This window comes from Leptotrichia sp. (assembly GCF_057270615.1).
Window position 1 is genome coordinate 1 of record NZ_DBHIXN010000035.1, and the last position, 22440, is coordinate 22440.

Here is a 22440-nt window from a genome sequence, read left to right on the forward strand (position 1 = left end):
TATTTTTTATAAATTTATTTTATACAAATTATATCTGTAAAACTAATTTAAAACTGAACTCAAAAATTACGACTATTTTACTCAAACTCTAAGTTCATATTATTTTTAATAGTTCAATTTTTAACTAATTCAAGTATAATTTCTATTAAATAGATTTATTATAATTTATACTAAACTCCATTTAGAAAATATAAATAATAAAAAACTACCCTGAAAATGAAGAAACTTCAGGATAGTCTTAAAAAATCTATTATTTAGCTTGTGCAACTTTATCCGCTAATTTTTTCCCAACTTTAAATTTAACTACTTTTTTAGCCTCAATTTTGATTGGATCACCAGTTGACGGATTTCTTCCATCTCTAGCTGCTCTTTCTTTTACTTCAAAAGTTCCCCAACCAACAAATTGAATACTTTCACCTTTTACTAAAGATTCTTCTGCTGTTTCTAAAAAAGCATTTACTAATTCTTCTGCTCTTTTTTTAGTTTCTCCAGTTGCTTTTGCATAAACATCTACAAATTCTTTTTTTGACATTTCATCTCCTCCAAACTTTTCATTATTTACTATATGTTACCATATTTTCAGCATTTGTCAAGAATTTCTTAAATTGAAAAAAGATTTTTTATATTCTTTTAATTAGTTTTTATTTTTGAAAATAATTTTATAATTTCATTTACAACAAATGGTATTAATGTAAATAACAATACAATATCCCAGTTTTCAAATGAAATATTTGTTACTTTAAATATTTGAGCAATTGGCGCAAATGAAGTTAATCCTATTTGCAATGCAATTCCGATAATAATTGAACCAATTAAAAATTTGTTTTTAAAAATTCCAATTTCAAATATTGTTTTTTGACTATTTCTCATTGTTAACGAATAAAATAACTGTGATACTGTAAGCACGATAAATGCCATTGTTCGACCTTGTGTCAAGGCATGCCTTGCTGCTTCATTTCCAGCCTTTGCCATCGCTTCTAGCTGTCCTAAATTTCCAATCATTCCAGTTTCATTAATTCCAATATAAAATGCAGCTAATGTTAATGATCCTATTAATACTCCGCCTATTACAGCTCTTATTCCTGCTCCTTCAGAAAAGAAACTTTCTTTAGAATTTCTTGGTGAACGCTTCATTACATCCTTGTCTCCTGGATCTACTCCAAGTGCCAATGCTGGTAAAGTATCAGTAACCAAGTTTACCCATAATAACTGTGTTGCAACTAATGGTAAATCCCAATTTAACAATGTTGATAAGAAAATACAAATAATTTCTCCCAAATTACAAGAAAGCAAAAATATTATAGTCTTTTTAATATTATTATAAATATTTCTTCCTTCTTCAATGGCATGAACAATAGTAGTAAAATTATCATCTGTCAAAATCATATCACTTGCACCTTTAGAAACATCAGTTCCTGTAATTCCCATAGCAACACCTATATCAGCAAATTTAAGTGACGGTGCATCATTTACTCCGTCTCCTGTCATCGAAACAATATTGCCTTTTTGCTTAAATGCTCTTACAATTTTTACTTTATGCTCAGGAGAAACTCTTGCAAAAACTCTATATTTATCAATATTTTTAGAAAATTCTTCATCTGAAAATTCATCAATTTCAGCACCAGTTAGACTTTGACTTATATCTGTTGCAATTCCCAATTCCTTTGCGATAGCAACGGCAGTATTTTTATGATCTCCTGTAATCATAACTGGCGTGATTCCAGCATTTTTGGCCTCTTTTATTGAATCTTTGACTTCCATTCTCGGCGGATCAATCATCCCAACAATTCCAACTACAACAAGATCTTTTTCCATCTCATCAGGATCAATTACACTATCCACATCTTTAAATGCTACTCCTAGCACACGAAGTGCATCATCTGACATTTCCATTGAAACTTTTAATATTTTTTCTTTCATTTGCTCTGTTAATGCAGTAATTTTTCCATCTACTAAAATTTTATTTGCTCTTACCAAAATATTGTCAATTGCACCTTTTGTATGAACTCTATATTTCCCATCTTTTTCTTTATTTAAAGTTGACATCAATTTTCTATCTGAATCAAATGGATTTTCACTAATTCTATTATATTTTTCATTCAAGGAATTTTTTTCAAGATTAAATCTATCCCCAAGTACAACTAATGCAACTTCCGTTGGATCTCCAATATCTTGTCCACTATCAATCGAAGCATCTGAACAAAGTACAAATGAACGAATCAGTTCTGCTTCATCTGCATTTGCCACAAAATCTCTACCTTTTGACGGCACATCTTTCAAATTATCAAACGTATAAGTTTTTACAACTGTCATTTTATTTTGTGTCAATGTTCCTGTTTTATCAGAACAAATAATATTTACTGCTCCTAATGTTTCAACTGCTGGCAGTTTTCTTACAATTGCATTTTTTTTTGACATTTTATTAACACCCATTGCAAGCACAATCGCAACAATTGCAACCAATCCTTCAGGAATTGCCGCAACAGCTAAACTTATTGAAGTCATAAACATTTCCAAAATTGGACGTTTTTGGATAATTCCTGCAACAAATATTACAGCACAAATTCCCATTGCAATATACCCAAGTGTTTTTCCAAGTTCATCCAATTTTATTTGAAGCGGAGTCAATGTACTTTCATCTTCGTCAAGTATTTTTGCAATTTTACCGATTTCAGTTTCCATTCCTGTAGCAACTACAACACCTTCACCACGTCCATATGTCGCCATTGTTGACATAAATGCCATATTTTCCTTATCTCCAACAGGGATTTTTTCATCATCTGTAATAAAATTTGCATTTTTTTCACTTGGTACAGATTCCCCTGTAAGTGCTGACTCCTCAATTTGTAAATTTGCGCTTTCTATAAGTCTTACATCTGCTGGAATGAATCTCCCTGCATCAATTACTAAAATATCTCCAGGAACTAAATCTTCAGAATTAACTTCTATAACTTCGCCATTTCTACGAACCAAGCTTTTGGGAGTAGTCATCTGCTGTAACGCTTCTAGCGCCTTTTCAGCTTTAGATTCTTGAATAACACCAACTACAGCATTTATGAGTACCACAGCCAATATAATCAAAGCATCTGTCCATCCGTGATGAATATCTACAATCAGATTTATTACAGCTGCTGCAATTAAAATGTAAATCAGCATATCTTGAAGCTGTGCTACAAACAATTGAAATAGTGTCTTTTTAGCTTTTCCCTTTAATTTATTTTTTCCATATTTTTCAAGCCTGATATTGACCTCATCAGTTGTCAGTCCAACTTTAGGATCTACATTCAGCTCTTTCAAAACTTCCTTTTGTGATTTTGTAACCCACATCATCTTCGTACCTCTTTCTTTAAAACATTTTCCTATATTATACACTAAAATTAATTTTATTTCACTATAATTCTAAATTTTTTAAAAAAAATTGCCTAATTGTTTCAATTGATGAAATAACTAGACAATTTACAAAAATATTTTTATTTAATTTATGATTATTACTATTTTGTAGCTTTGAATTCGATTCTTCTGTTTTCAAATCTTCCTTCTTCAGTATCATTTGTAGCAATTGGTTCAGATTCCCCTCTTGATTCTACACCTAAGATTCTTGATGGATCTAATCCAAATTCTAACAATTTATCTCTAACTGCTATTGCCCTTCTCATACCTAAAGCCATATTATAAGCATCAGTACCTTTAGAATCTGTATGTCCTATAATTGTTAACTTAAAGTCATTTTGTTCAGCATAATCTTTAACATTTCTCAACAATTCAAAGTATTGAGGTTTAACTACTGATTTATCGAAGTCAAAGTTTAATCTTCCAGAATCAAATACCCAAGTATCATCTTTCTTAGGTTCTGGAGCTGGTTCTGGAATTGGTTCTGGAGCTGGTTCTTCTAACTCAAGAGCATTGATTCTTATTGTATTTTCTCTCATTTGAGTAGTTGTCAGCCTTCTTGCCATTAGTGGTGAAGCAACTAACAACCCTAGTGCAATTATTGTTGTTGTTGTGGTTGTTGTTCGTCTACCCATTTTTCAGCCTCTCTTTCTAATGATCTATATTTTTGGCTACCTGGATTTGGTTTATTTTCATTTAAGTAATCTTCAATATGATTTAATCTAGTTGTGTTATAATCTACTAATTTTGCATTTGTACAAGACAAAGCTCCTAATCCTACTAATATTAATGCTAACTTTTTCATATTTCTTATTTCCTTTCTAATTTATCAAAATTTATTTTTGAATTTTTTTTACTTAGTTATTGTATAACTTACTAGTTTATTCTGTCTTGGATGCTATCCAATCTTTGTTCCATTTGATCTAACATTTCATTTGTTTTATGGAATTTTTCAATATTGCTATTAATTTGGTCTACTCTTTTTCTAATTCTTTGAATTTCTACATCCATCATTTTACTTTCAGACATATTTCTTCTTTGAGCTCTTATTTCAGGTGCTTTTGTTTTTCTGTGTTGAGCTGCTTCTCTTGCTTTTTCTGCTCTTTCTTTAGCTTGCGCTTTGGCAGCTTCAGCTCTTGCACGTGCATCTTCAGTTGCATCTGTTGTTACTACAGTTTCTTCAACTGGAACTACTATAACTTCTTCTTCTGTAACACCTTTTGCTGCATTTTTAGCCTGTTGAGCTTGTCTTTGTTTAGCCACTTTAACTAGTCTTTGTACTGCGGCATCAGTATCATTTTTAGCTGAGAATGATAATTGGCTCATTGCCAAAACCATTACTGCTGCTAATCCTAATATTTTTTTCATTGATTTTCCTTTCTAAATATCATTTAAATGTTATTTTGGTTTAAATAATTGAATTAGCTTATTTATTTAACTCTTCTTGTTTTTTTAGGAGCGTTTTTAACACCATCTCTTCCAAGAACACTATCAAATTCTCCTAATTCTTTTTCTTCTCTTTGAACACTTCTTACAACTCTTTCATAAAAATCTACTCTAGCTGCTGCTTTGGCCGCATTGTATTCAAGTTTTTCAATTGATGATTTTGGTTTTACTCTCTCTTTTTCTTCCACTACTCCATCTTCATCTACTGTTACTAATTTTTCTGTTGTCATTTCACGCTCTCTTGGCGCTTTTAAACTTTTATAGTAATCTTCTCTAGCTTGTTTTAATACTTGTTGTGCAGAATCTGCCATCATTGGTACAGATAATACTGCTACTATTCCGCACAATAATAAATTTTTTGCTTTCATATTTTTAATTACCATTCCTTTCATTAATTCATTACTGATAATAATGCGTCCAATTCAGCAATTTTTTTCTCTTTTTCTGCTATGCTCTTATTTATGTTTTTGTAGACAGCTTCAGAATTATTCAATATTTTTTTATATTTATCTCTATGCCATCTCACTTCTGAATCTACTTTTAATTTTTCTACCAATTTTTCTCTGCTTGTTTGTTTTGCTTTCAAGTCTTCTACTTCAGCTTCTAATTGAGCTTTTTGTTGAATATAACCTTGTTTTTGCGCTTCTTCTTTTTTTATCAATTCATTGAATTGGCTTTCAATTGAATTTAAGTTGCTTTCTAAGCTCTTTTTTTCAGCAGAGAAACCTATTGATGAAACCATCATTATTCCAACTAAAAAGAATATTGTCTTTTTCATTCGATTTTCCTCCTAATTTTTTATTTGCCTAAAACTCCTGTAACATAAAAATCACAGGATCGCTGGAAATGGCTATTTTATAGCTAATCAGATTTACCAGCTTATCCGCGTAGTTCCTTAGGCTTGTATATCTATGAAAATTATTATGCTTGCAACTAAAATTTTAGATATTCAATCATAATTTTCAATTAACAAACCAACATGGAACTACTATCAAATCACTTGCTTAACCATCACTTACTTTTATTATACCAAATTATATAAAAAAATACAATTAATTTTTCAAATAAAATACAAAAATTACACTTTTATTTAAAAAACTCTTTAGAGTTAATACAAAAAATATTTTTTTACTTTGTTACATTTAAATATTTTTTAATTTTTCAAAAACTTCTTCTACTGTTTTAACATTTTCAAGTTGTTCTACTAGCTCTTCTTCAAATGACAATTTTGAAATTTCTGCTAGCAAATCCAAATGTTCTTGTTTTGTTTTTTCTGGAGCGGCAATCATAAAAATCAATTTTGAAGGTTCTTCATCCATACTCTCAAAGTCAACTCCTTTGCTAGAAATCCCCATTGCAAGAGAAAGTGATTTTACTAGCGGAGTTTTAGCATGTGGAATTGCAATTCCATCTTGCATTCCTGTCGGTGTTAATTTTTCCCTTTCATTTATTTCTCCTATAAATTCTTTCAAATCTTCTGAATCAATAATTCCACTTTCCACAAATAATTGTGCCATTTCCTCAATAATTTCTGCTTTTGTTGTTCCCTTTAAATTTAAGTTTACTCTTTCGGGTACCAAATATTCTAGTATTTTCATATTTTTATGCAGGATAACCCTGCTCTCTCCTTTCAATTTTTTTCTTTATAAAAGTTCAACAATCTAAATAAATACAATGTTTTAAAATTTTATTTTACCTATTTTTTCCATTCTAAGACAAATAACTTTGATCTTTTGTCATTATAATTATTATTGTTTAAGTTTTTATAATTTTTATTTTTACAGCTATTTAAAATTTTTCCATTCTTTTATAATCATATCTAATGCTTCATTTTCAGATATTTCCGACAAATTATAAATAATGTAGCCTTTTTCCTTTCTAAACCATGTCATTTGCCTCTTTGCATATCTTCTGCTTTCTTTTTTTATTTCTTCAACTGCCTCATCCAAAGAAATTTTACCATCAAAGTACATAAACAGTTCTTTATATCCAATCGAAGATATTTTTTGAAGATTTTTTGCATATTTATTATATACTTTTTTAGCTTCTTCTACAAGTCCTTTTGCAACCATAATTTCAACTCGTCTATTAATCCTGTCATAAAGCTCTTCTCTATTTCGTGTCAAAAATACCTTCAAAAATTCATAATCATTATTTTTTATATTTTTAGTCCTTAATTCACTAAATTTATCACCAGTTAAAATGCACACTTCGATAGCCCGAACCAGCCGCAGCTTATTAGATAAATCAATTTCTTCATAGGATTTTTCATCCAATTTTTTCAAAATTTTCTGTAATTCATCAAGGTTTTTGTTTTCCAAATCTTTTCTGATTTTTTCATCTTTTGAAGGCAATTTTGCAAAGCCATTTGTAATCGATCTTATATAAAGTCCCGTTCCTCCTGTAATAATGATATTTTTCCTGTTTTCACTTCTTTGAGAATTTTTATTCAGAATATTATTTACATCTCTTTCAAAATCTCCCGCAGAATAATCTTCACCAGGATCTACAACATCAATCATATAATGCTTTACACCCTGCATTTCTTCATCGGTTATTTTTGCAGTTCCAATATCTAATTCTTTATAAATTTGAGATGCATCCGCCGAAATAATTTCTGCATCAATTTTTTTGGCAATCTTTATTGATAAATCAGTTTTCCCGACTCCAGTGGCACCTGCAATTACAATTCCTTTTGCTTTTCCTGCTATTTTATTTACCTCCTGCTATAAGTAGACCACATTTTTTCAATTTTTTCAATATAAAAATTTAAATTAAATTATATATTCAAATTCATAACCTGCAATAATTATTATATCCCCTTGCTCAACACCAGCATTTTCAAGTTCTGTTTCCATCCCAAGGCTTCTCATTTTTTGCAAGAAATTTATAATTCCTTCTTCTCCAATAAATACATATTTTCTCAATACATCATCCACAATTCTTCCATCAACTTCAAATACATTGTCTGAAACTTTTTTTATAATCCAGTCTTCCTTTTTATTATTTTCTCGAATTAGTTCCTCAACAGAATGAACTTCTTCCAATTCTTCTCTAGGTATTTCCTGAATTAATTCCCAAGCCTTTGATAAAACTGGCTTTAATCCGTCATTTGCAATTACAGAAACTGGATAAACAAATTCTGCTCCATTTTCCTTCACAAATTTTTCAAATTCATCGTATTTTTCATCTTCATAGAGCATATCAATTTTATTTGCCACTACGATTTGACGTTTTTTAGACAATTTTTCACTATAATTCTTTAATTCGTGATTTATTTTCAGAAAATCTTCCTTAGGATCACGTCCATCAAGCCCTGAAATATCTACAATATGAACAATTAATTTACATCTTTCAATATGTTTTAAAAATCTATCTCCAAGTCCCACTCCTTCGTGAGCCCCTTCAATAAGTCCAGGTACATCAGCAATTACAAAACTTTCCTCATCTCCCATTCTGACAACTCCCAATTTAGGCTTTAATGTTGTAAAATGATAACTTGCGACTTTTGATCTGGCAGCTGAAACTTTATTAATAAAACTGGATTTTCCAACACTTGGATAGCCAACAAGTGCCACATCGGCAAGCAGCTTTAATTCTAATTTTATTTTTAATTCTGCACCTTCACGTCCACTTTCTGCTATTCTTGGAGCTTTTTTTACAGATGACTTAAAATGGATGTTTCCACGTCCACCGTCTCCACCTTTTAAAAATATAACTTTTTCATTTGGATTATCCAAATCAAGTAAAAGCTTATTTGTCTCAAAATCCCTAATCATTGTCCCAACTGGAACCTTTATAACTAAATCTTCTCCAGATTTTCCAGTAGAACGTGCAGCAGAACCTTTTGTCCCATCCTGTGCCTTAAATTTTTTGCTACTCTTAAAATCCACAAGCGTATTAATATTTGGATCGGCAATAAAGACAATATCTCCACCTTTTCCGCCATCTCCACCATCAGGCCCTCCAAACTGAACAAATTTTTCACGTCTAAATGTAGCAGCTCCGTCCCCTCCTTTTCCAGAAATTACTGTAATTACACTTTCATCTATAAACATTTCATCATCCTTTTCTTTTTTATACTTTATCTTTTCATGCTATATCAAAAAAATTATTCCTAATAAAATGCTATTTTTACAAAATCCTACTATAAAAATAACATTTTATTATTTTGCAACATGAAAAATTAACTTTATTAAAGTTTAACTATTTATTTTTAGTTCTGCTTGATGCTGCTGCTCTTTTTTCTTTCCTGTAATTCCAAGGTTCTTCATATCCTTTTCTTGAGAATATTCCTAATTTTTTTTGTTTTGCATTTTTTTGATACTCTTCAAATTGCATATCTTTTTTTGCATATTCTTGATACCACCAAGCATTTCCAGTTTTTACCATTTCTTCATTGACATTTTTTCCATTTGCATAGATAATTGCAACAGTTCTTCCATATCTGTCTTTATTTTTCACTTCTAAACTCAAATTTTTCCCTACAACTAATTTTTCTAATGCTTGTTTGCTTTCAGAACCGTAATCCTGTGACTTTTCAGGTGCATCCATTCCATACATTCTAATTCTTAACATTTCTCCAACAAATTTACCATTCTCAACTTTTTGAATGTTAAGTGTATCTCCATCACTAACTTTTATCACTTGATATCCATCTAAAATTTCAGGTTTATCCTCTTTTTTTCCCTTAGATTTTTTAATTTTAGAATTTTTACTGCTGATATTTTGAGAAGTTTTAATATTTCTGGCTTTCTTGGTATTTTTTTCAATATTTTTTCCATTTTTATTAAACATTCCAAAAATCATAACTGCTGCAATCATAATTATTACAGCAATTAAAACTATTTGAGATTTTCCGTCATCAATTTTTTTGGCCATTTTTCTCCTACTTTTTTACTATTTTTACTATTTTTCAAGTGCCTGTTTAAAATCTGAAATTAAATCATCAATATTTTCAAATCCAACTGCAACTCTAATTAGTGAATGTGTAAATCCTCTAGCTTCCTTTTCTTCTTCAGGCATTTCAGCATGAGTTATTGTACTTGGATGAGTTACCAATGTCTCAGCTCCACCAAGACTTGCCGCAAATAATGCCACATTTAAACTTTCAAAAAATGTTTTTACTTTTGAATCATCTTTTAAAGTGAACGAGAATACTGAACCTCCACCTGTTGCTTGACTTTCATGAATTTTTTTACCTTTATTTGTGTCTAAAGTCGGATAGTAAATTTTATCAACTGCATCGTGACTTTGGAAAAATTCTATAAGTTTTTTTGCATTTTCCTGTGCTGCTTCCACTCTTAATTTTAATGTTTTCAAACTTCTCATCAAAAGCCAGCTGTCAAACGGCGAAATCAAAGCACCAGCCGCAACTTGCGAAAATTTAATCTTTTCTGCAAGCTCCTCATTATTTGTAATAGCAACTCCAGCCAGTAAGTCATGATGTCCAGATAAAAACTTAGTCGCACTATGAACTACAATGTCAATTCCAAAATCAAGCGGCTTTTGCAAATATGGTGTCATAAATGTATTATCTGCAATAGTTATAAGATTATGTTCTTTTGCAAGTTTTACAATTCCTCTTATATCAGTTACATCAAGTAGTGGATTTGACGGTGTTTCAATAAAAATTGCTTTAGTATTCGGTTTTATTTCTTTTCTTATATTTTCCAAATCAGTTGTATCAACAAATGTAGATTCTATTCCAAATCTTGAGTAAATGTCGTGTAAAATTCTATAAGTACCACCGTAAATATCTTGCCCTAAAATGATATGATCTCCAGCCGAAAACATTGTAAATACAGATGTCGTAGTTGCCATTCCAGATGAAAAGGCATACGCATATTTTCCATTTTCAAGAGCCGCAAGAATTTCTTCTAATTCATTTCTTGTAGGTGCTGAAACTCTAGAATATTCAAATTCCTGTGTCACTCCAAATTCTGCAACAGGAAAAGTAGAAGCAAAATTAACATTTGTCCCCCATAATTCTTTCTTTTTTTCTTTTCTTATCCCATGTATTGTCTTTGTTTCAAATTTCATAATTTATCAGCTCACTTTCTTTTTATTTATTTTTTATTTCAAAATTTATAATAATATATGCGGAATTTTTATTATTTTTTCATAAGCAATACGTTTTGCTCCAAAATCAGGACCACTATCCAAATAAATTAATCCACAGTAACTAAACCCATTTTTTGTAAGAAGTCTCTTCATTGGTTCATTATTTTCATGTGTATCTGCTTTCAAACTAAGTATTTTATTTTCTATGCACACACGTTCAGAAAATTCTAATATCTTTGTTCCAAGTCCTTTATTTTTTACATCAGAATCAACTGCCAATCTATGAATTACCATGTAGTCATCATCTGTTATCCATTTCCCTTCAATTTTAGAATATGATTCTTCTCTTTCAGGCGACAATGCAATAGTTCCGACTACTTTTCTAGAAATTTTATTTTCAGTTTCTCTTTTATTCTCATCAATTTCTTCTATAACATAACTAATATTTCTTTTTACGTCATTTTCAACAGCTTTTCTATCAGGATATCCTTTTTGCCATTGATCTATCTCTAATTTTTTCAATTCAATTTTTGCCTTTTCAATAATTTTCAAAATTTCTTCAATATCGCTAAAATTTGATTTTCTAAACTTAAACAAATTTTTACCTCCTTAGATTCTTAGATTTATCCATTTATAAAAGTATAAGAACTCCAATAAAAACAATATTTTTTAATGTCTGACTTTACTATTTTTCTTTACTATCTTACAAGGAATATTGATCTCTTGTAATTATAAATACTATTTTTAACTTATCTATTTCTAGTCATCTATTCTTTAGAATAGAAATCCAAAAACTTAACAAATTTATATTTGCCAATTTATTTCTTCTTTTCCCATCTTTTTCAAAATTTCATTAGCTTTTTTAAAATGTCCACAGCCAAAAAATCCACGGCTTGCAGATAATGGACTAGGATGTACACTTTCTAAAATATAATGTCTATCCGTATCAATAAAGGCTTTCTTACTTTTTGCATTATTTCCCCAAAGTATGAAAATTAACGGATCTTCACGTCTATTTAAATATTTTATTACATTATCTGTAAAAATTTCCCATCCTATCTTTGAATGTGAATTGGCATTTCCAGCAACTACTGTAAGTGCCGTATTCAAAAGTAGCGCTCCTTGCTTTGCCCAGCTTTCAAGATAGCCATTTTTACTCATTTTATACCCAAATTCATTTTCTATTTCCTTGTAAATATTTTTTAAGGAAGGCGGCAATGCAACTCCCTTTTTTACTGAAAATGCCAGTCCATGTGCCTGATTTTCACCATGATACGGATCCTGACCTAAGATTACAACTTTGCAGTCCTTGTAGCTTGTCAGTTTAAATGCAGAAAAAATTTCATATTTATCAGGATAAATTGTCTTTGTCTTATATTCTTTTATCAAAAATTTTCTCAAGTTCAAATAATAATCCTTTTCAAATTCCTTTTCTTTTTTAAAAATTTCATCCCAGTCATTTCCAATATTAACCATTTTTCCTCTTCCTTTCCCTAAAATATCTTTTTAAAATAGAAATTACATTTCTAATTATTTAGCAATAAAGCCTCTCAAATCTTTGCTAAAAAAATTTATAATAGAATTTCCCAAAAACTATGACTATCTTACTCAAATCCTAAGCTTATATAATTTGTAATAGTTCGATTTTAAATGGAGCTAAATATAATTAAATTTATACAAATGGATTATAAAATCTCCCTCCATTTACCTTTACCATCACTATTGAAACAACCACAAATATTGCAGTCACAATAATTGCCACAACATCCACCACTTTCATTTTCCTAGCCTGATACCAGGTTCTTTTTTTTCTTTTTCCAAATCCTCTCAAAATCATAGCATTGCTTATAATATCTATTTTTTCAATGCTTGAAAATATTAATGGCATTAAAGTATAAGATACATTTTTTATTCTTGTCATTAATTTTACATTTTTAGAAATATCAATTCCTTTTGCCTGCTGTGCTTTACTAATCGTAAAAAAATCTTCTTGAATAGCTGGAATATATCTTAATGCAATTGAAACAGCATAAGAAAATTTGTATGGTACTCCTATTCTATTTAATGAAGAAGCAAATTCGCTTGGATTTGTTGTAATTATAAAAAGTAACGCAACAGGAATAACTGAAAAATATTTTACAAATATATTAAATTCATAAAATAATTGCTCCCAAGTTATCACATAATTTCCAAAAATCTTAAAAATATCATGTCTTGTTCCATATATCTTTGTTCCCTCAAGTGGAGAAAATAAAAAAATCATAATTAAATTTAATACAAGAAAAATAGCAATTAGATAAAGTACAATTTTTATTTCACTAAATTTTATCTTTGAAATTTTAAAAAGTACAAATCCCAAAAGTGTCAAAACTATAAGAAATCTTGTATCATAGGTAAACATAATAGCCACAGTCCACAATATAAAGCAAATCAGTTTTGCAGCTCCATTTAATCTATGAATTACTGAATCTTTCTCAATATACTCCAATAAAAATGTATTTTCCATCTAATCACCTGCCTTTTTCTGTTCTTTTTCACAATTTTTTTCATAATAAACAAATGTACTTATGAGTTCTTCAGGGTTTATTTCTATTTTTTCTGCCACGTAATGAAGTGAAGTTTCCCTTAAATTTGCCTGTTCCAGCACTTTTTTATCTGCTAAAATCTGTGCTGGATTTCCAGATTTTATAATTTGTCCATCATTAAAAACATAAGTTTTATCAGTATATTCTAGCATTAGGTGCATATCGTGAGTTATAAATAAAATTGTAATTCCATATTCATTTAACTGTTTCAAAAATTCCATTATTTCCCTATAATGAAAAAGATCCTGCCCAGCAGTCGGCTCATCAACTATTATTATTTCAGGCTCTAAAACAAGCACAGATGCTATCGTAACTCTTTTCTTCTGTCCGTAGCTAAGTGCCTTTATTGGCCATTTCCTAAACGGCTTTAATTTACATATTTCCAAAATTTCAAGAACTCTTTTTTCTATTTCCTCTTCAGAAACACCTCTAGTTTTCAGCCCTAATGCAACTTCTTCAAAAACTGTAACTTTTGAAATCATCGCATTTGGATTTTGCAGTACAAATCCTATTTTTTCAGCTCTTTTTGCTATACTTTCATCACTTATATCCAAATTTTTATAATAAATTTTACCTTCATCTTGCCTTTCAAATCCCGCAATAACCTTTGATAATGTTGACTTTCCAGCTCCATTTGAGCCAACAATGCTTATCATTTCACCTTTTTCCACACTTAAATTTATATTTTTTAAGATTTTTCTTTTTTGATTGTATGAAAATGAAATATTTTCCAGCTTTAATAATATATTTTCAGATTTTTTATTTTCTTTTGGAGAATTATATTTTATCCAATTTAAAATATTATCTTTTGCTGCAGAAAAATCAATTTTTTCAAGATTAGAAATATCATCATATTTTTCAAGATTATCGTTGCTATATTTAAGCAAAGAAATATACAAAGGTTCTCTTATATTCATTTTGCTTAGCAAATTTCCCTTCAAAATATTATCAGGCGTATCATCAGCAATAATTCTTCCTTTATCAACAACAATAATCCTGTCAATTTCCCTATGCAGCACATCTTCAAGCCTATGCTCTATAATTATTGTTGTAAGTTTTTTATCTTTATGAAGTTCACTTATCAATTCAATGGCATATTTTCCACTAAGCGGATCAAGATTTGCAAGCGGCTCATCGTAATGACATCTTTTACATAAATCTCATCTAATCTTTAAAGTGTATATTTATCTTTTCCTTTTCAACTTCCAGATGAATCATTTCCACTTTTGCATTTTCTAAAATTTTTCTTGAAGCTTTTGTAGAATCAAGTGATTTATGTTTATCAGAAAAATATACTACTTTTTTTATTCCCACCTGAACAATTGCTTTAGCACATTCATTACAAGGAAAATGTGTTACATAAATAGTACAATTTTTAAGAGATTTTATACTATTTAAAATTGCATTTAACTCAGCATGGACAACATAAGGATACTTTGTTTTCAAAAAGTCTCCTTCCCGATCCCAAGGCATCTCATCATCTGAACTTCCATGTGGAAATCCATTATATCCAATTCCAATAATCTTTTTATCCTCATCAATAATACAAGCCCCAACTTGTGTAGATGGATCCTTACTTCTCATTCCAGACAAAAAGGCTATTCCCATAAAATATTCATCCCACGATAAATAATCTTGTCTTTTAGACATTTTTTATACCTCACCTTCTAAAATATCTGTTTTTATTTTACAACCACTTTTTTCTTAATATCTGAAAATTGTATTTCCAACTTGTCTTCTCTGCTAAGTTCAATCCCTCTTTTAATAATTTTCCCATCTTTCCGAGTTATTGTATACCCTTGCTTCAAAATATCGTTTACCGAATATTTAGAAAGCTGTGCCTGTTTATATTTTAGTTCATTTTTCCGATTTTCAAAAAATTCCAGCATTATTTCATTAAGTTTAGCTGACTTTCCCTTTAAATTTTCCTTTTCACTCAAAATCACTTTTTCCAAATTAATTCTATCAAATCTCTGTTTACGATAATCCAGCTGCTCCTTTGACTTTTGCAAAATTCTTTTTAATTCCCTTGATATTTTTTGCTCTTTTTCCATCAAGTCAAATTTTTTATTGTCCAGAATATTTGCAAAATTTTTTATATAATAGTTGTTTTTTCTATATTCCAGCTCTTTTTTCATAATCATTACTTTGTTCAAAAGTGATTTACTCAAAAGATTTTTTTTGCCTTTCAACTCATCTAGCAATTTATCTTTTTCAGGAATTAAAATTTCAGCTGCCTGAGTCGGTGTTGCCGCCCGTCTATCAGCAACCAAATCAGAAAGCAAATTATCAATTTCATGCCCCACCGCTGAAATCACAGGAATTTCTGATTTATAAATAGCCTCTATCACTTCTTCTTCATTAAATGCCCACAAATCCTCAATACTCCCACCACCACGTCCAACGATAAGCGTATCTATTTCAAGCTGCTTTTCTTCATTCATCCTATTAAAAAACTCAATTCCTGCCGAAACTTCACATGCAGCCCCTTCTCCTTGAACTTTTGCAGGATAAAGATAAATATTTACATTTGGAAATCTTTTATGTGTCGTATTTATAATGTCTCTAATCGCAGCTCCTGTATCAGCTGTTACGACTCCAACATTTATTGGTAATTGCGGCAATTTCTTCTTTATTTCATCAGAAAAATATCCCTTTTCAAAATACAACTTTTTAAGCATTTCCATCTTTTCATAAAGCAGCCCCAAAGAATTGCTCTTTTCAAGAAAATCCGCCACAATCTGATAACTCCCGTTAGCTTCATAAAGTGTTACATTTCCCCGAATTTTTACAGAATCTCCTTCCTTCAAATCCTCAGGCACATTTCTATATTTATACCTAAAAATAGCACATTTCACACTTGCACTCGAATCCTTTAACGTAAAATATAAATGTCCAGAACGATAATACGTAATATTAGAAAGTTCCCCTTCAATAAAAATATTCTTAAATGTCCTTGTTCCCTCCAAAAACATCTTCACTTCTCTATTTATCTCACTTACAGAAAATACTGTCTGTTCCATAATTTTCCCCATTTCTTTCAGTTTTTGCTATTTAATAATAACATATTTCACTTTATTTCTCAACTGATGAAAATTTTATAATTTTTTTAAACCTCAACTACAACCTCAACATCCTTCTTCCTAAATCCCATCCCAATTTTCACAATTTCCTTATAATCTTCATATTTTAATCCTTCTGCATAATTTTTATCCTTTAATTTAATTATAATATTCATTTGCATGTGCTTTTATTACTGGCTTATCGTACTCATCAATCAATAAAATACTTTTTTACCATAATATTCATATAAATATCGTGATAAATCCAATAATGCTTTATCGTAACCTATTTGTTTTTTCCCCAACCAGATATTATCAAAATCAATTAAATCACTTTTTTTCAAATGTTCTCTTAAAAATCGAATTGTCTATAAACATCTTTTATTTCAGCCTTTATCTCTTTTGCCCCTCTTTTTTCACCTTTCCTCAATTTCTCTCTTTACACCATTTATACTATTGTATCATAGATAATAATGCAGTTCAAATAAAAAGAATTGAATATATACTTAAATTCATTTAAAATTAAGCTATTAAAAATCATATAAACTTAAAGTTTTATACTATTTCCTATTTAAACAGCAGAATAATTATGAATTTCTTTGCAAAAAGTCAAAATATTTTACTATAATAGACCTGTTCGATAACTATACAAACTTAGAATTTAATAAAATAAACATCTTGAAGCAAGGGGTCTTAACCCCTTGTATAGATAAAAAAACTTAGGTTATCGAACATATCTAATATAAAATATAATTTCTGTTTTTTAAAATAAAGTTTAGTATAATAATCTTTTACAATAAAAAAAACATAATCTAAAACTTTTTTAATTTCCCAGTTTACTAGATTATGTTTTATATTATTTGATTCTAAAATATATCTTTATCAGATAATTTTGCATCTTTTGTTCTAAACATTTCAAGCAGCTTTTCCACTGTTAGCTTTTTCTTTTCTTCACCTTTTATATCAAAAATTACTTCCCCTGCATGAAGCATAATTAATCTATTTCCATAAGTTATGGCATCTTGCATATTATGTGTTATCATCAGGCTTGTTATATTATTTTTTTCAATAATTTCTTTTGTTTTTTCAAGAATTATTTTAGAAGTCTGAGGATCAAGTGCCGCTGTATGCTCATCTAAAAGTAATATATGTGGACGGTTTAAAGTTGCCATTATTAGCGATAAACATTGTCTTTGACCACCTGATAGAAGTCCTACTTGCGTAAACAGTTGATTTTCTAACCCCAGTCCTAGACTTGCCAGCTGTTTTTTATAAAATTCTATATTTTTTACATCTAGCCCAAATGTAAAATTAAAACTTTTACCTTTATTTTTAGCCATTGACAAATTTTCCAGCACTGTCATTGAAGGAGCAGTTCCCATTGTTGGATTTTGATAGACTTGCGAAATCCACTTTGCTCTTTTGTGCTGAACAACATTTGTTATATCATCTCCATCTAAAATTACATTTCCACCATCTGGAATAATTTGTCCATTCAGTACATTCAAAAGTGTAGATTTTCCAGCACCATTACTTCCAATAATTGTTATAAAATCTCCATCATTTATTGTAAAGTTTAATCCTTTAAATACCTGCTTTTCTGTCCCTAATTCAGAGAAGAAAGTTTTATACAAATTTTTTAATTCTATCATTATGCTTCCCCCTTCTCAATTAATTTGACTTTTTTCTTACCTTTTTTATTTTTTTGAATCAACTCATTCCATAATATTGCTGCTAAAATTATTGCTGTTATTACTTTTACATCAGTAGGTTTAACTTCCAATATTTTTATAACATCATCACTAAAGTGAAGCCCTTCATATATGCTTCTTGTCCAGCTGTTTGACATCAATGCCAAATTTATTATAAAGTAATACATAAGCGACCCTATTGTAACAATTGAAACTTCATTTATTATTCTTGATTTTTTCAATACTCCAAGTCCAAGAATTATTGCTGCAAGTCCGATAACAATTGTCCCTACTCCTGACTGTAAATCAGCAACTTTAATATTTTGTGCAAACAAGGCTCCTGATAATGCAACAATACCATTTGACAACATAAGCCCAAATATTTTTAATCTTTTTTCATTTACTCCAAGGCTTACTACAAGCTGTTCATTATTTCCTAATGCCCTTAATGCAAATCCAAATTTAGAAGTTAAAATATAATCAACTATCATTTTTATTATAAAGGCTATAAGTATTGTAAGCATAAGTTTTACATCTTGTGTTTTTATTACATAAATTATTAATGCAACTGTAAAAACTATATAAACAGCAAGTGTTCTGATCATGTATTTATTTTCTTTGATTTTATAATCATAAAGCCCTTTTAGTACAAGTAAAATAATAAATGCAATTACAAAAGGTACAAAATCTTTTTTATATGAAATTATTTCATAAATACTTCTATCTGGCGAAATAAACACATTAGGCATTCCAACAATTCTGGAATTTATACTATACAGCCCTGTCATTACCAAAATACCTGAAAGTAATCCATTAATTTTTAAATAAACATGCAACGCTCCAGTCACATATCCTGCAATCATTCCACAAATAACAACAAGAATTAATCCCATAATAGGACTTGTTATTCCAAAAAATCCATTTTTGGAAAGTGCAAATGATGCAAATACAAAACCACCTAACGGAAATGTTCCATCTACCGACATATCAGGAAAATCTAGTATTTTATAAGTCAAATACACTCCCATTACCATTATCGAATATATGAATCCTGTTTTAAAAGCCTCAGGAAGACTCTGTAAAAATACTAATAACTCATTCATCTACCTTTTTCTCTCTTTCTTTCAATTTATTAAACTTAATTTCAGCAACTTTTTTAACTTTAAAAATATTATTTTATAATTATGAATTTAAAATAATTTTGTTTGTAACAAAAAATTGATTACTATTGCTAAGCAGTATTTATTTTCCTACAAACTCTGCTCCCTTAAATGCAGGATTTTTTATATCCAATCCTAATGCTTGTGCTGTTTTACTATTTACATAAAGTTTCATTTGTTTTGAAGTTTCAAAAGGAATTTGAGAAACAGGTTTTCCTTTAAGAATTTCAATTGCCATTTCTCCAGTACGTTTTCCAAGTGCATAATAATCTAATCCCATTGTAAACAATGCTCCTTCTTTTACTGAAGAATTTTCACTTACAACTACAGGTTTTTTAGCATTAATAGCTTCTGAAGCAATTAAGTTCATTCCAGATACTACAAGATTATCTGTTGGCAAATACAATGCATCAGTTGATCCCAATAAATTTTTAGTAGCTTGTGCCAATTCACCAAAATTATTTATTCCTTGCAATACAACTTCTATATTTTTCCCTTTAGCAATTTTTTGAATTTCTTGAACTTGAACTACTGAATTTTGTTCTGACGGATTATATAAAACTCCAATTTTTTTTGTTCCAGGCTTTATTTTTAATAATAAATCTAACTGAGAAGCTACATTTTCTACCTTATCACTTGTTCCTGTAACATTTGGATTTAAAAGTTTTGCACTTGCAGGATCAGTTACTGCTGAAAATAATACAGGAATATCTGAAATATTATTTACAAGTGCTTGTGCTGACGGTGTAGCAATACCAAATACAAGATCTTTTTTATCAGCTTTATAATTTGTTGCAATTAAATTTGCATTCGTTACTTCTCCATTTGCATTCTTTTCATCAAAATCTGCATTTATACCAGCTTCCTTAAATGCCGCTTTAAACCCTTCCTTTGCTAAGTCAAGTGATGGATGCTCCATAAATTGAGTTATTCCAATCTTATAAACTTGTTTATTGCCAGAATCCTTTGAATCTTTCTTTACATTAGCATTATTGTCACTATTTCCACATGCTATCATTAACATGCCCATCATTACTATTAATAATATCTTTTTCATAATTTTCCCTTTCCCTCAAAATTATATTTTCTTATTTATATCCATATTAAAGTTAATTTACAATTTTTTTATTTTATTCAACCATTTTTGCTTTAGACTTCACATCTTCAGGCAATGAAATTCCAAGTGCTGCAAGTGTTTTTTTATTTATAACAATCTCACTAAGAGGCATAGTCTTAAATTTAATTTCACTTGGCTTTTTACCATTTTTCAAAATATCAATTGCCATTTTTCCAGCTTCTTTTCCGATTTCATAGTAACTTACACCTTGTGTAATTAATGCTCCACCTTTAACATGAGCTGCTTCCGCACCAAATACTATTTTTTTAGCCGCAGTCGCCTTATCTGTAATCAAACTTACAACCGAAGCCACAAGATTATCTGTCGGCAAATAAATTGCATCTGTTTCTCTTACCAAATTATCGACTGTTTGTGGTATTTCATTTGCTTGAACAACACTTTTTTCAACTATATTCAATCCTAGCTCTTTTGCTGCTTTTTTCAAATCATCCACCTGAACTTTTGAATTTTGTTCTGAAGAATTATATATTACACCAACATTTTTTATTTTTGAATCCAATTTTTTTAGTAATTCAAGTTGTTGTTTTACATCCATTCTGTCACTTACACCAGTCACATTATTTTTTAAAATTCCTGCAGATTGTGGATCTGTAATTGCTGCAAATACAACAGGTATGTCATTTGTCGCTTGCGAAGCTGACTGAGCTGAATTTGTTGCAATTGCAAATATCAAATCTTCCTTTGAACTAACAAAATTATTAGCAATTAAATTTGCATTAGTTGTTTCACCATTTGCATTTTTTTCATCAAAGTCTGCATCAATTCCTGCTTCCTTAAATGCTGCTTTAAATCCTTCTCTTGCACTATCAAGTGCTGGATGTGATACAATTTGCGTAATTCCAATTCTATACTTCTTAGAGCTTGTTCCAACATTTTTGCTACTCTTGCTCTCGCTTCCAGAATTTCCGCAACTCAAAACCATAAGTGCCAAAGCACTTGCCAAAATCAACAATTTTTTCATTAATTTTTCCTCTCTTTCCTACTATCCTACAATTTTTTCGCTATATTTGAATATTTGTCAAAAAACTTTATTTTTATTTATTAATTATAAGAAAAAATACTTCATTCATAAAAAATAGACATTCTTTTATAATATTCAATTAAAATTATATAGCAATTATTTTTTCTTCAATAAAAATAATACCATTTTTTTTACTTTAAATCAAATTATTCTTTTCTTTTTCATTACTTTTTTGATTATTTTTTTATCCTCTAAATATTTTTTACTAAACTAATTCCTATAAAACTATACATATTTATTTGGAAACAAGGGGTCTTAACCCCTTGTATGATAAATCTATTTATTTAAATTTTATGTATGTATAGTAAAATTGTTTTAAAATTGACTCAAAAGCTATGACTATTTTAAGTTTATACAATTTTTAAAATAGTTAAATTTTGAATGAGTTTGGATATATGTTAAACAAATAGTCCCAACTTTTTGTATATAAAAATATATTTAAAATATACAAACTTAGTATTTTTAAAATTTAATTGTTGGCAAAATCATATTAAATTCACCATTTTCAATTTTATATTTATAAGTAGCTAAATTAGCTAGTTCCAAACTATGGGTAACTATTATTATTGACTGATTTCTTTCTCTATTTATCTTCATAAACAGCTCATTTATAAGATTACTTGTTTCTGTATCTAAATTTCCAGTTGGTTCATCAGCTAGTATTATGTCAGGATCATTAATCATTGCCCTTGCTATTGCTACTCTTTGTTTTTCTCCACCTGAAAGTTCCATTGGCTTATGCTTTATACGTTTTGCAAGACCCACAAGTGCCAGTAGTTCCTTTGCTTTTTTACTGATTTTATTTTTATCAATATTTTTATTAATAAGTGCGGGCATCATAACATTTTCAAGTGCAGTAAATTCATTTAGCAGATAATGAAACT

Annotated in this window: 25 protein-coding genes; all 25 read right to left on the minus strand. The window is 29.4% G+C overall.

The window, feature by feature from the left end:
* Positions 1-250: 250 nt before the first annotated feature.
* Complete coding sequence (locus tag ACO409_RS07245) at positions 251-532, minus strand: HU family DNA-binding protein (RefSeq protein ID WP_485556117.1); 282 nt, start codon at positions 530-532, stop codon at positions 251-253.
* A 98-nt stretch (positions 533-630) separates the two neighbouring features.
* Positions 631-3327, minus strand: a complete 2697-nt coding sequence (locus tag ACO409_RS07250) for a calcium-translocating P-type ATPase, PMCA-type (protein ID WP_485556139.1) — start codon at positions 3325-3327, stop codon at positions 631-633.
* A gap of 164 nt (positions 3328-3491) precedes the next feature.
* Positions 3492-4025: an OmpA family protein gene (locus ACO409_RS07255; protein WP_485556118.1), complete on the minus strand. Its 534-nt coding sequence runs from the start codon at positions 4023-4025 to the stop codon at positions 3492-3494.
* Positions 3989-4195, minus strand: coding sequence for a hypothetical protein (locus ACO409_RS07260; RefSeq protein WP_485556119.1), 207 nt, complete (start codon positions 4193-4195; stop codon positions 3989-3991). Before ACO409_RS07260 ends, ACO409_RS07255 begins: the two co-directional genes overlap by 37 nt.
* A gap of 71 nt (positions 4196-4266) precedes the next feature.
* Positions 4267-4758 (minus strand): hypothetical protein, encoded by a 492-nt coding sequence (locus tag ACO409_RS07265; RefSeq protein ID WP_485556120.1) that lies wholly within the window; start codon positions 4756-4758, stop codon positions 4267-4269.
* A gap of 62 nt (positions 4759-4820) precedes the next feature.
* Positions 4821-5204, minus strand: a complete 384-nt coding sequence (locus tag ACO409_RS07270) for a hypothetical protein (RefSeq protein WP_485556121.1) — start codon at positions 5202-5204, stop codon at positions 4821-4823.
* 23 nt (positions 5205-5227) lie between these two features.
* A complete protein-coding gene (locus ACO409_RS07275) occupies positions 5228-5614 on the minus strand; it encodes an adhesion protein FadA (protein WP_485556122.1) in 387 nt (128 codons plus the stop codon).
* Positions 5615-5978: 364 nt separating this feature from the next.
* Positions 5979-6434, minus strand: a complete 456-nt coding sequence (locus tag ACO409_RS07280; RefSeq protein WP_485556123.1) for a PTS sugar transporter subunit IIA — start codon at positions 6432-6434, stop codon at positions 5979-5981.
* 186 nt (positions 6435-6620) lie between these two features.
* Positions 6621-7547 (minus strand): tRNA (adenosine(37)-N6)-dimethylallyltransferase MiaA, encoded by a 927-nt coding sequence (miaA, locus tag ACO409_RS07285; RefSeq protein ID WP_485556140.1) that lies wholly within the window; start codon positions 7545-7547, stop codon positions 6621-6623.
* 63 nt (positions 7548-7610) lie between these two features.
* Positions 7611-8894 carry a GTPase ObgE gene (gene obgE / locus ACO409_RS07290; protein ID WP_485556124.1) on the minus strand — a complete coding sequence of 428 codons (1284 nt, stop codon included), beginning with the start codon at positions 8892-8894 and terminating at the stop codon, positions 7611-7613.
* Between the two features lie 148 nt (positions 8895-9042).
* Positions 9043-9717 (minus strand): thermonuclease family protein, encoded by a 675-nt coding sequence (locus tag ACO409_RS07295; protein ID WP_485556125.1) that lies wholly within the window; start codon positions 9715-9717, stop codon positions 9043-9045.
* Between the two features lie 27 nt (positions 9718-9744).
* Positions 9745-10878, minus strand: a complete 1134-nt coding sequence (locus ACO409_RS07300; RefSeq protein WP_485556126.1) for a trans-sulfuration enzyme family protein — start codon at positions 10876-10878, stop codon at positions 9745-9747.
* Positions 10879-10923: 45 nt separating this feature from the next.
* Positions 10924-11496 carry a GNAT family N-acetyltransferase gene (locus tag ACO409_RS07305; RefSeq protein WP_315514786.1) on the minus strand — a complete coding sequence of 191 codons (573 nt, stop codon included), beginning with the start codon at positions 11494-11496 and terminating at the stop codon, positions 10924-10926.
* A 207-nt stretch (positions 11497-11703) separates the two neighbouring features.
* Positions 11704-12375: a uracil-DNA glycosylase gene (locus tag ACO409_RS07310; RefSeq protein WP_485556127.1), complete on the minus strand. Its 672-nt coding sequence runs from the start codon at positions 12373-12375 to the stop codon at positions 11704-11706.
* A gap of 196 nt (positions 12376-12571) precedes the next feature.
* The gene (locus tag ACO409_RS07315) at positions 12572-13405 is read right to left on the minus strand and encodes an energy-coupling factor transporter transmembrane component T family protein (RefSeq protein WP_485556128.1); all 834 of its coding nucleotides are present in this window, start codon (positions 13403-13405) and stop codon (positions 12572-12574) included.
* Positions 13406-14569 carry an ATP-binding cassette domain-containing protein gene (locus ACO409_RS07320; RefSeq protein ID WP_485556129.1) on the minus strand — a complete coding sequence of 388 codons (1164 nt, stop codon included), beginning with the start codon at positions 14567-14569 and terminating at the stop codon, positions 13406-13408. It abuts the gene before it with no gap.
* A 79-nt stretch (positions 14570-14648) separates the two neighbouring features.
* Positions 14649-15134 carry a deoxycytidylate deaminase gene (locus ACO409_RS07325; protein ID WP_485556130.1) on the minus strand — a complete coding sequence of 162 codons (486 nt, stop codon included), beginning with the start codon at positions 15132-15134 and terminating at the stop codon, positions 14649-14651.
* A 32-nt stretch (positions 15135-15166) separates the two neighbouring features.
* A complete protein-coding gene (gene xseA, locus ACO409_RS07330) occupies positions 15167-16507 on the minus strand; it encodes an exodeoxyribonuclease VII large subunit (protein WP_485556131.1) in 1341 nt (446 codons plus the stop codon).
* Between the two features lie 86 nt (positions 16508-16593).
* Positions 16594-16722: a hypothetical protein gene (locus ACO409_RS07335; RefSeq protein WP_485556132.1), complete on the minus strand. Its 129-nt coding sequence runs from the start codon at positions 16720-16722 to the stop codon at positions 16594-16596.
* A gap of 39 nt (positions 16723-16761) precedes the next feature.
* Positions 16762-16890, minus strand: a complete 129-nt coding sequence (locus tag ACO409_RS07340; protein WP_485556133.1) for a hypothetical protein — start codon at positions 16888-16890, stop codon at positions 16762-16764.
* Positions 16891-17412: 522 nt separating this feature from the next.
* Positions 17413-18198, minus strand: coding sequence for an ABC transporter ATP-binding protein (locus ACO409_RS07345; protein ID WP_485556134.1), 786 nt, complete (start codon positions 18196-18198; stop codon positions 17413-17415).
* The gene (locus ACO409_RS07350) at positions 18198-19340 is read right to left on the minus strand and encodes an ABC transporter permease (protein ID WP_485556135.1); all 1143 of its coding nucleotides are present in this window, start codon (positions 19338-19340) and stop codon (positions 18198-18200) included. Before ACO409_RS07350 ends, ACO409_RS07345 begins: the two co-directional genes overlap by 1 nt.
* A gap of 139 nt (positions 19341-19479) precedes the next feature.
* Entirely contained in the window at positions 19480-20454 is a 975-nt protein-coding gene (locus ACO409_RS07355; protein ID WP_485556136.1) for an ABC transporter substrate-binding protein, read from the minus strand.
* Between the two features lie 73 nt (positions 20455-20527).
* Complete coding sequence (locus ACO409_RS07360; RefSeq protein WP_485556137.1) at positions 20528-21496, minus strand: ABC transporter substrate-binding protein; 969 nt, start codon at positions 21494-21496, stop codon at positions 20528-20530.
* A 522-nt stretch (positions 21497-22018) separates the two neighbouring features.
* Positions 22019-22440, minus strand: a 422-nt coding sequence (locus ACO409_RS07365) for an ABC transporter ATP-binding protein (protein ID WP_485556138.1), incomplete at its 5' end; no start/stop codon positions are given.

What these genes read in the sequence shown, in the direction of transcription:
- ACO409_RS07245 (WP_485556117.1), bottom strand. Translation starts at nt 532, where the DNA reads ATGTCAAAAAAAGAATTTGTAGATGTTTATGCAAAAGCAACTGGAGAA.
- ACO409_RS07250 (WP_485556139.1), bottom strand. Translation starts at nt 3,327, where the DNA reads ATGTGGGTTACAAAATCACAAAAGGAAGTTTTGAAAGAGCTGAATGTA.
- ACO409_RS07255 (WP_485556118.1), bottom strand. Translation starts at nt 4,025, where the DNA reads ATGGGTAGACGAACAACAACCACAACAACAACAATAATTGCACTAGGG.
- ACO409_RS07260 (WP_485556119.1), bottom strand. Translation starts at nt 4,195, where the DNA reads ATGAAAAAGTTAGCATTAATATTAGTAGGATTAGGAGCTTTGTCTTGT.
- ACO409_RS07265 (WP_485556120.1), bottom strand. Translation starts at nt 4,758, where the DNA reads ATGAAAAAAATATTAGGATTAGCAGCAGTAATGGTTTTGGCAATGAGC.
- ACO409_RS07270 (WP_485556121.1), bottom strand. Translation starts at nt 5,204, where the DNA reads ATGAAAGCAAAAAATTTATTATTGTGCGGAATAGTAGCAGTATTATCT.
- ACO409_RS07275 (WP_485556122.1), bottom strand. Translation starts at nt 5,614, where the DNA reads ATGAAAAAGACAATATTCTTTTTAGTTGGAATAATGATGGTTTCATCA.
- ACO409_RS07280 (WP_485556123.1), bottom strand. Translation starts at nt 6,434, where the DNA reads ATGAAAATACTAGAATATTTGGTACCCGAAAGAGTAAACTTAAATTTA.
- obgE (WP_485556124.1), bottom strand. Translation starts at nt 8,894, where the DNA reads ATGTTTATAGATGAAAGTGTAATTACAGTAATTTCTGGAAAAGGAGGG.
- ACO409_RS07295 (WP_485556125.1), bottom strand. Translation starts at nt 9,717, where the DNA reads ATGGCCAAAAAAATTGATGACGGAAAATCTCAAATAGTTTTAATTGCT.
- ACO409_RS07300 (WP_485556126.1), bottom strand. Translation starts at nt 10,878, where the DNA reads ATGAAATTTGAAACAAAGACAATACATGGGATAAGAAAAGAAAAAAAG.
- ACO409_RS07310 (WP_485556127.1), bottom strand. Translation starts at nt 12,375, where the DNA reads ATGGTTAATATTGGAAATGACTGGGATGAAATTTTTAAAAAAGAAAAG.
- ACO409_RS07315 (WP_485556128.1), bottom strand. Translation starts at nt 13,405, where the DNA reads ATGGAAAATACATTTTTATTGGAGTATATTGAGAAAGATTCAGTAATT.
- ACO409_RS07325 (WP_485556130.1), bottom strand. Translation starts at nt 15,134, where the DNA reads ATGTCTAAAAGACAAGATTATTTATCGTGGGATGAATATTTTATGGGA.
- xseA (WP_485556131.1), bottom strand. Translation starts at nt 16,507, where the DNA reads ATGGAACAGACAGTATTTTCTGTAAGTGAGATAAATAGAGAAGTGAAG.
- ACO409_RS07335 (WP_485556132.1), bottom strand. Translation starts at nt 16,722, where the DNA reads ATGAATATTATAATTAAATTAAAGGATAAAAATTATGCAGAAGGATTA.
- ACO409_RS07345 (WP_485556134.1), bottom strand. Translation starts at nt 18,198, where the DNA reads ATGATAGAATTAAAAAATTTGTATAAAACTTTCTTCTCTGAATTAGGG.
- ACO409_RS07350 (WP_485556135.1), bottom strand. Translation starts at nt 19,340, where the DNA reads ATGAATGAGTTATTAGTATTTTTACAGAGTCTTCCTGAGGCTTTTAAA.
- ACO409_RS07355 (WP_485556136.1), bottom strand. Translation starts at nt 20,454, where the DNA reads ATGAAAAAGATATTATTAATAGTAATGATGGGCATGTTAATGATAGCA.
- ACO409_RS07360 (WP_485556137.1), bottom strand. Translation starts at nt 21,496, where the DNA reads ATGAAAAAATTGTTGATTTTGGCAAGTGCTTTGGCACTTATGGTTTTG.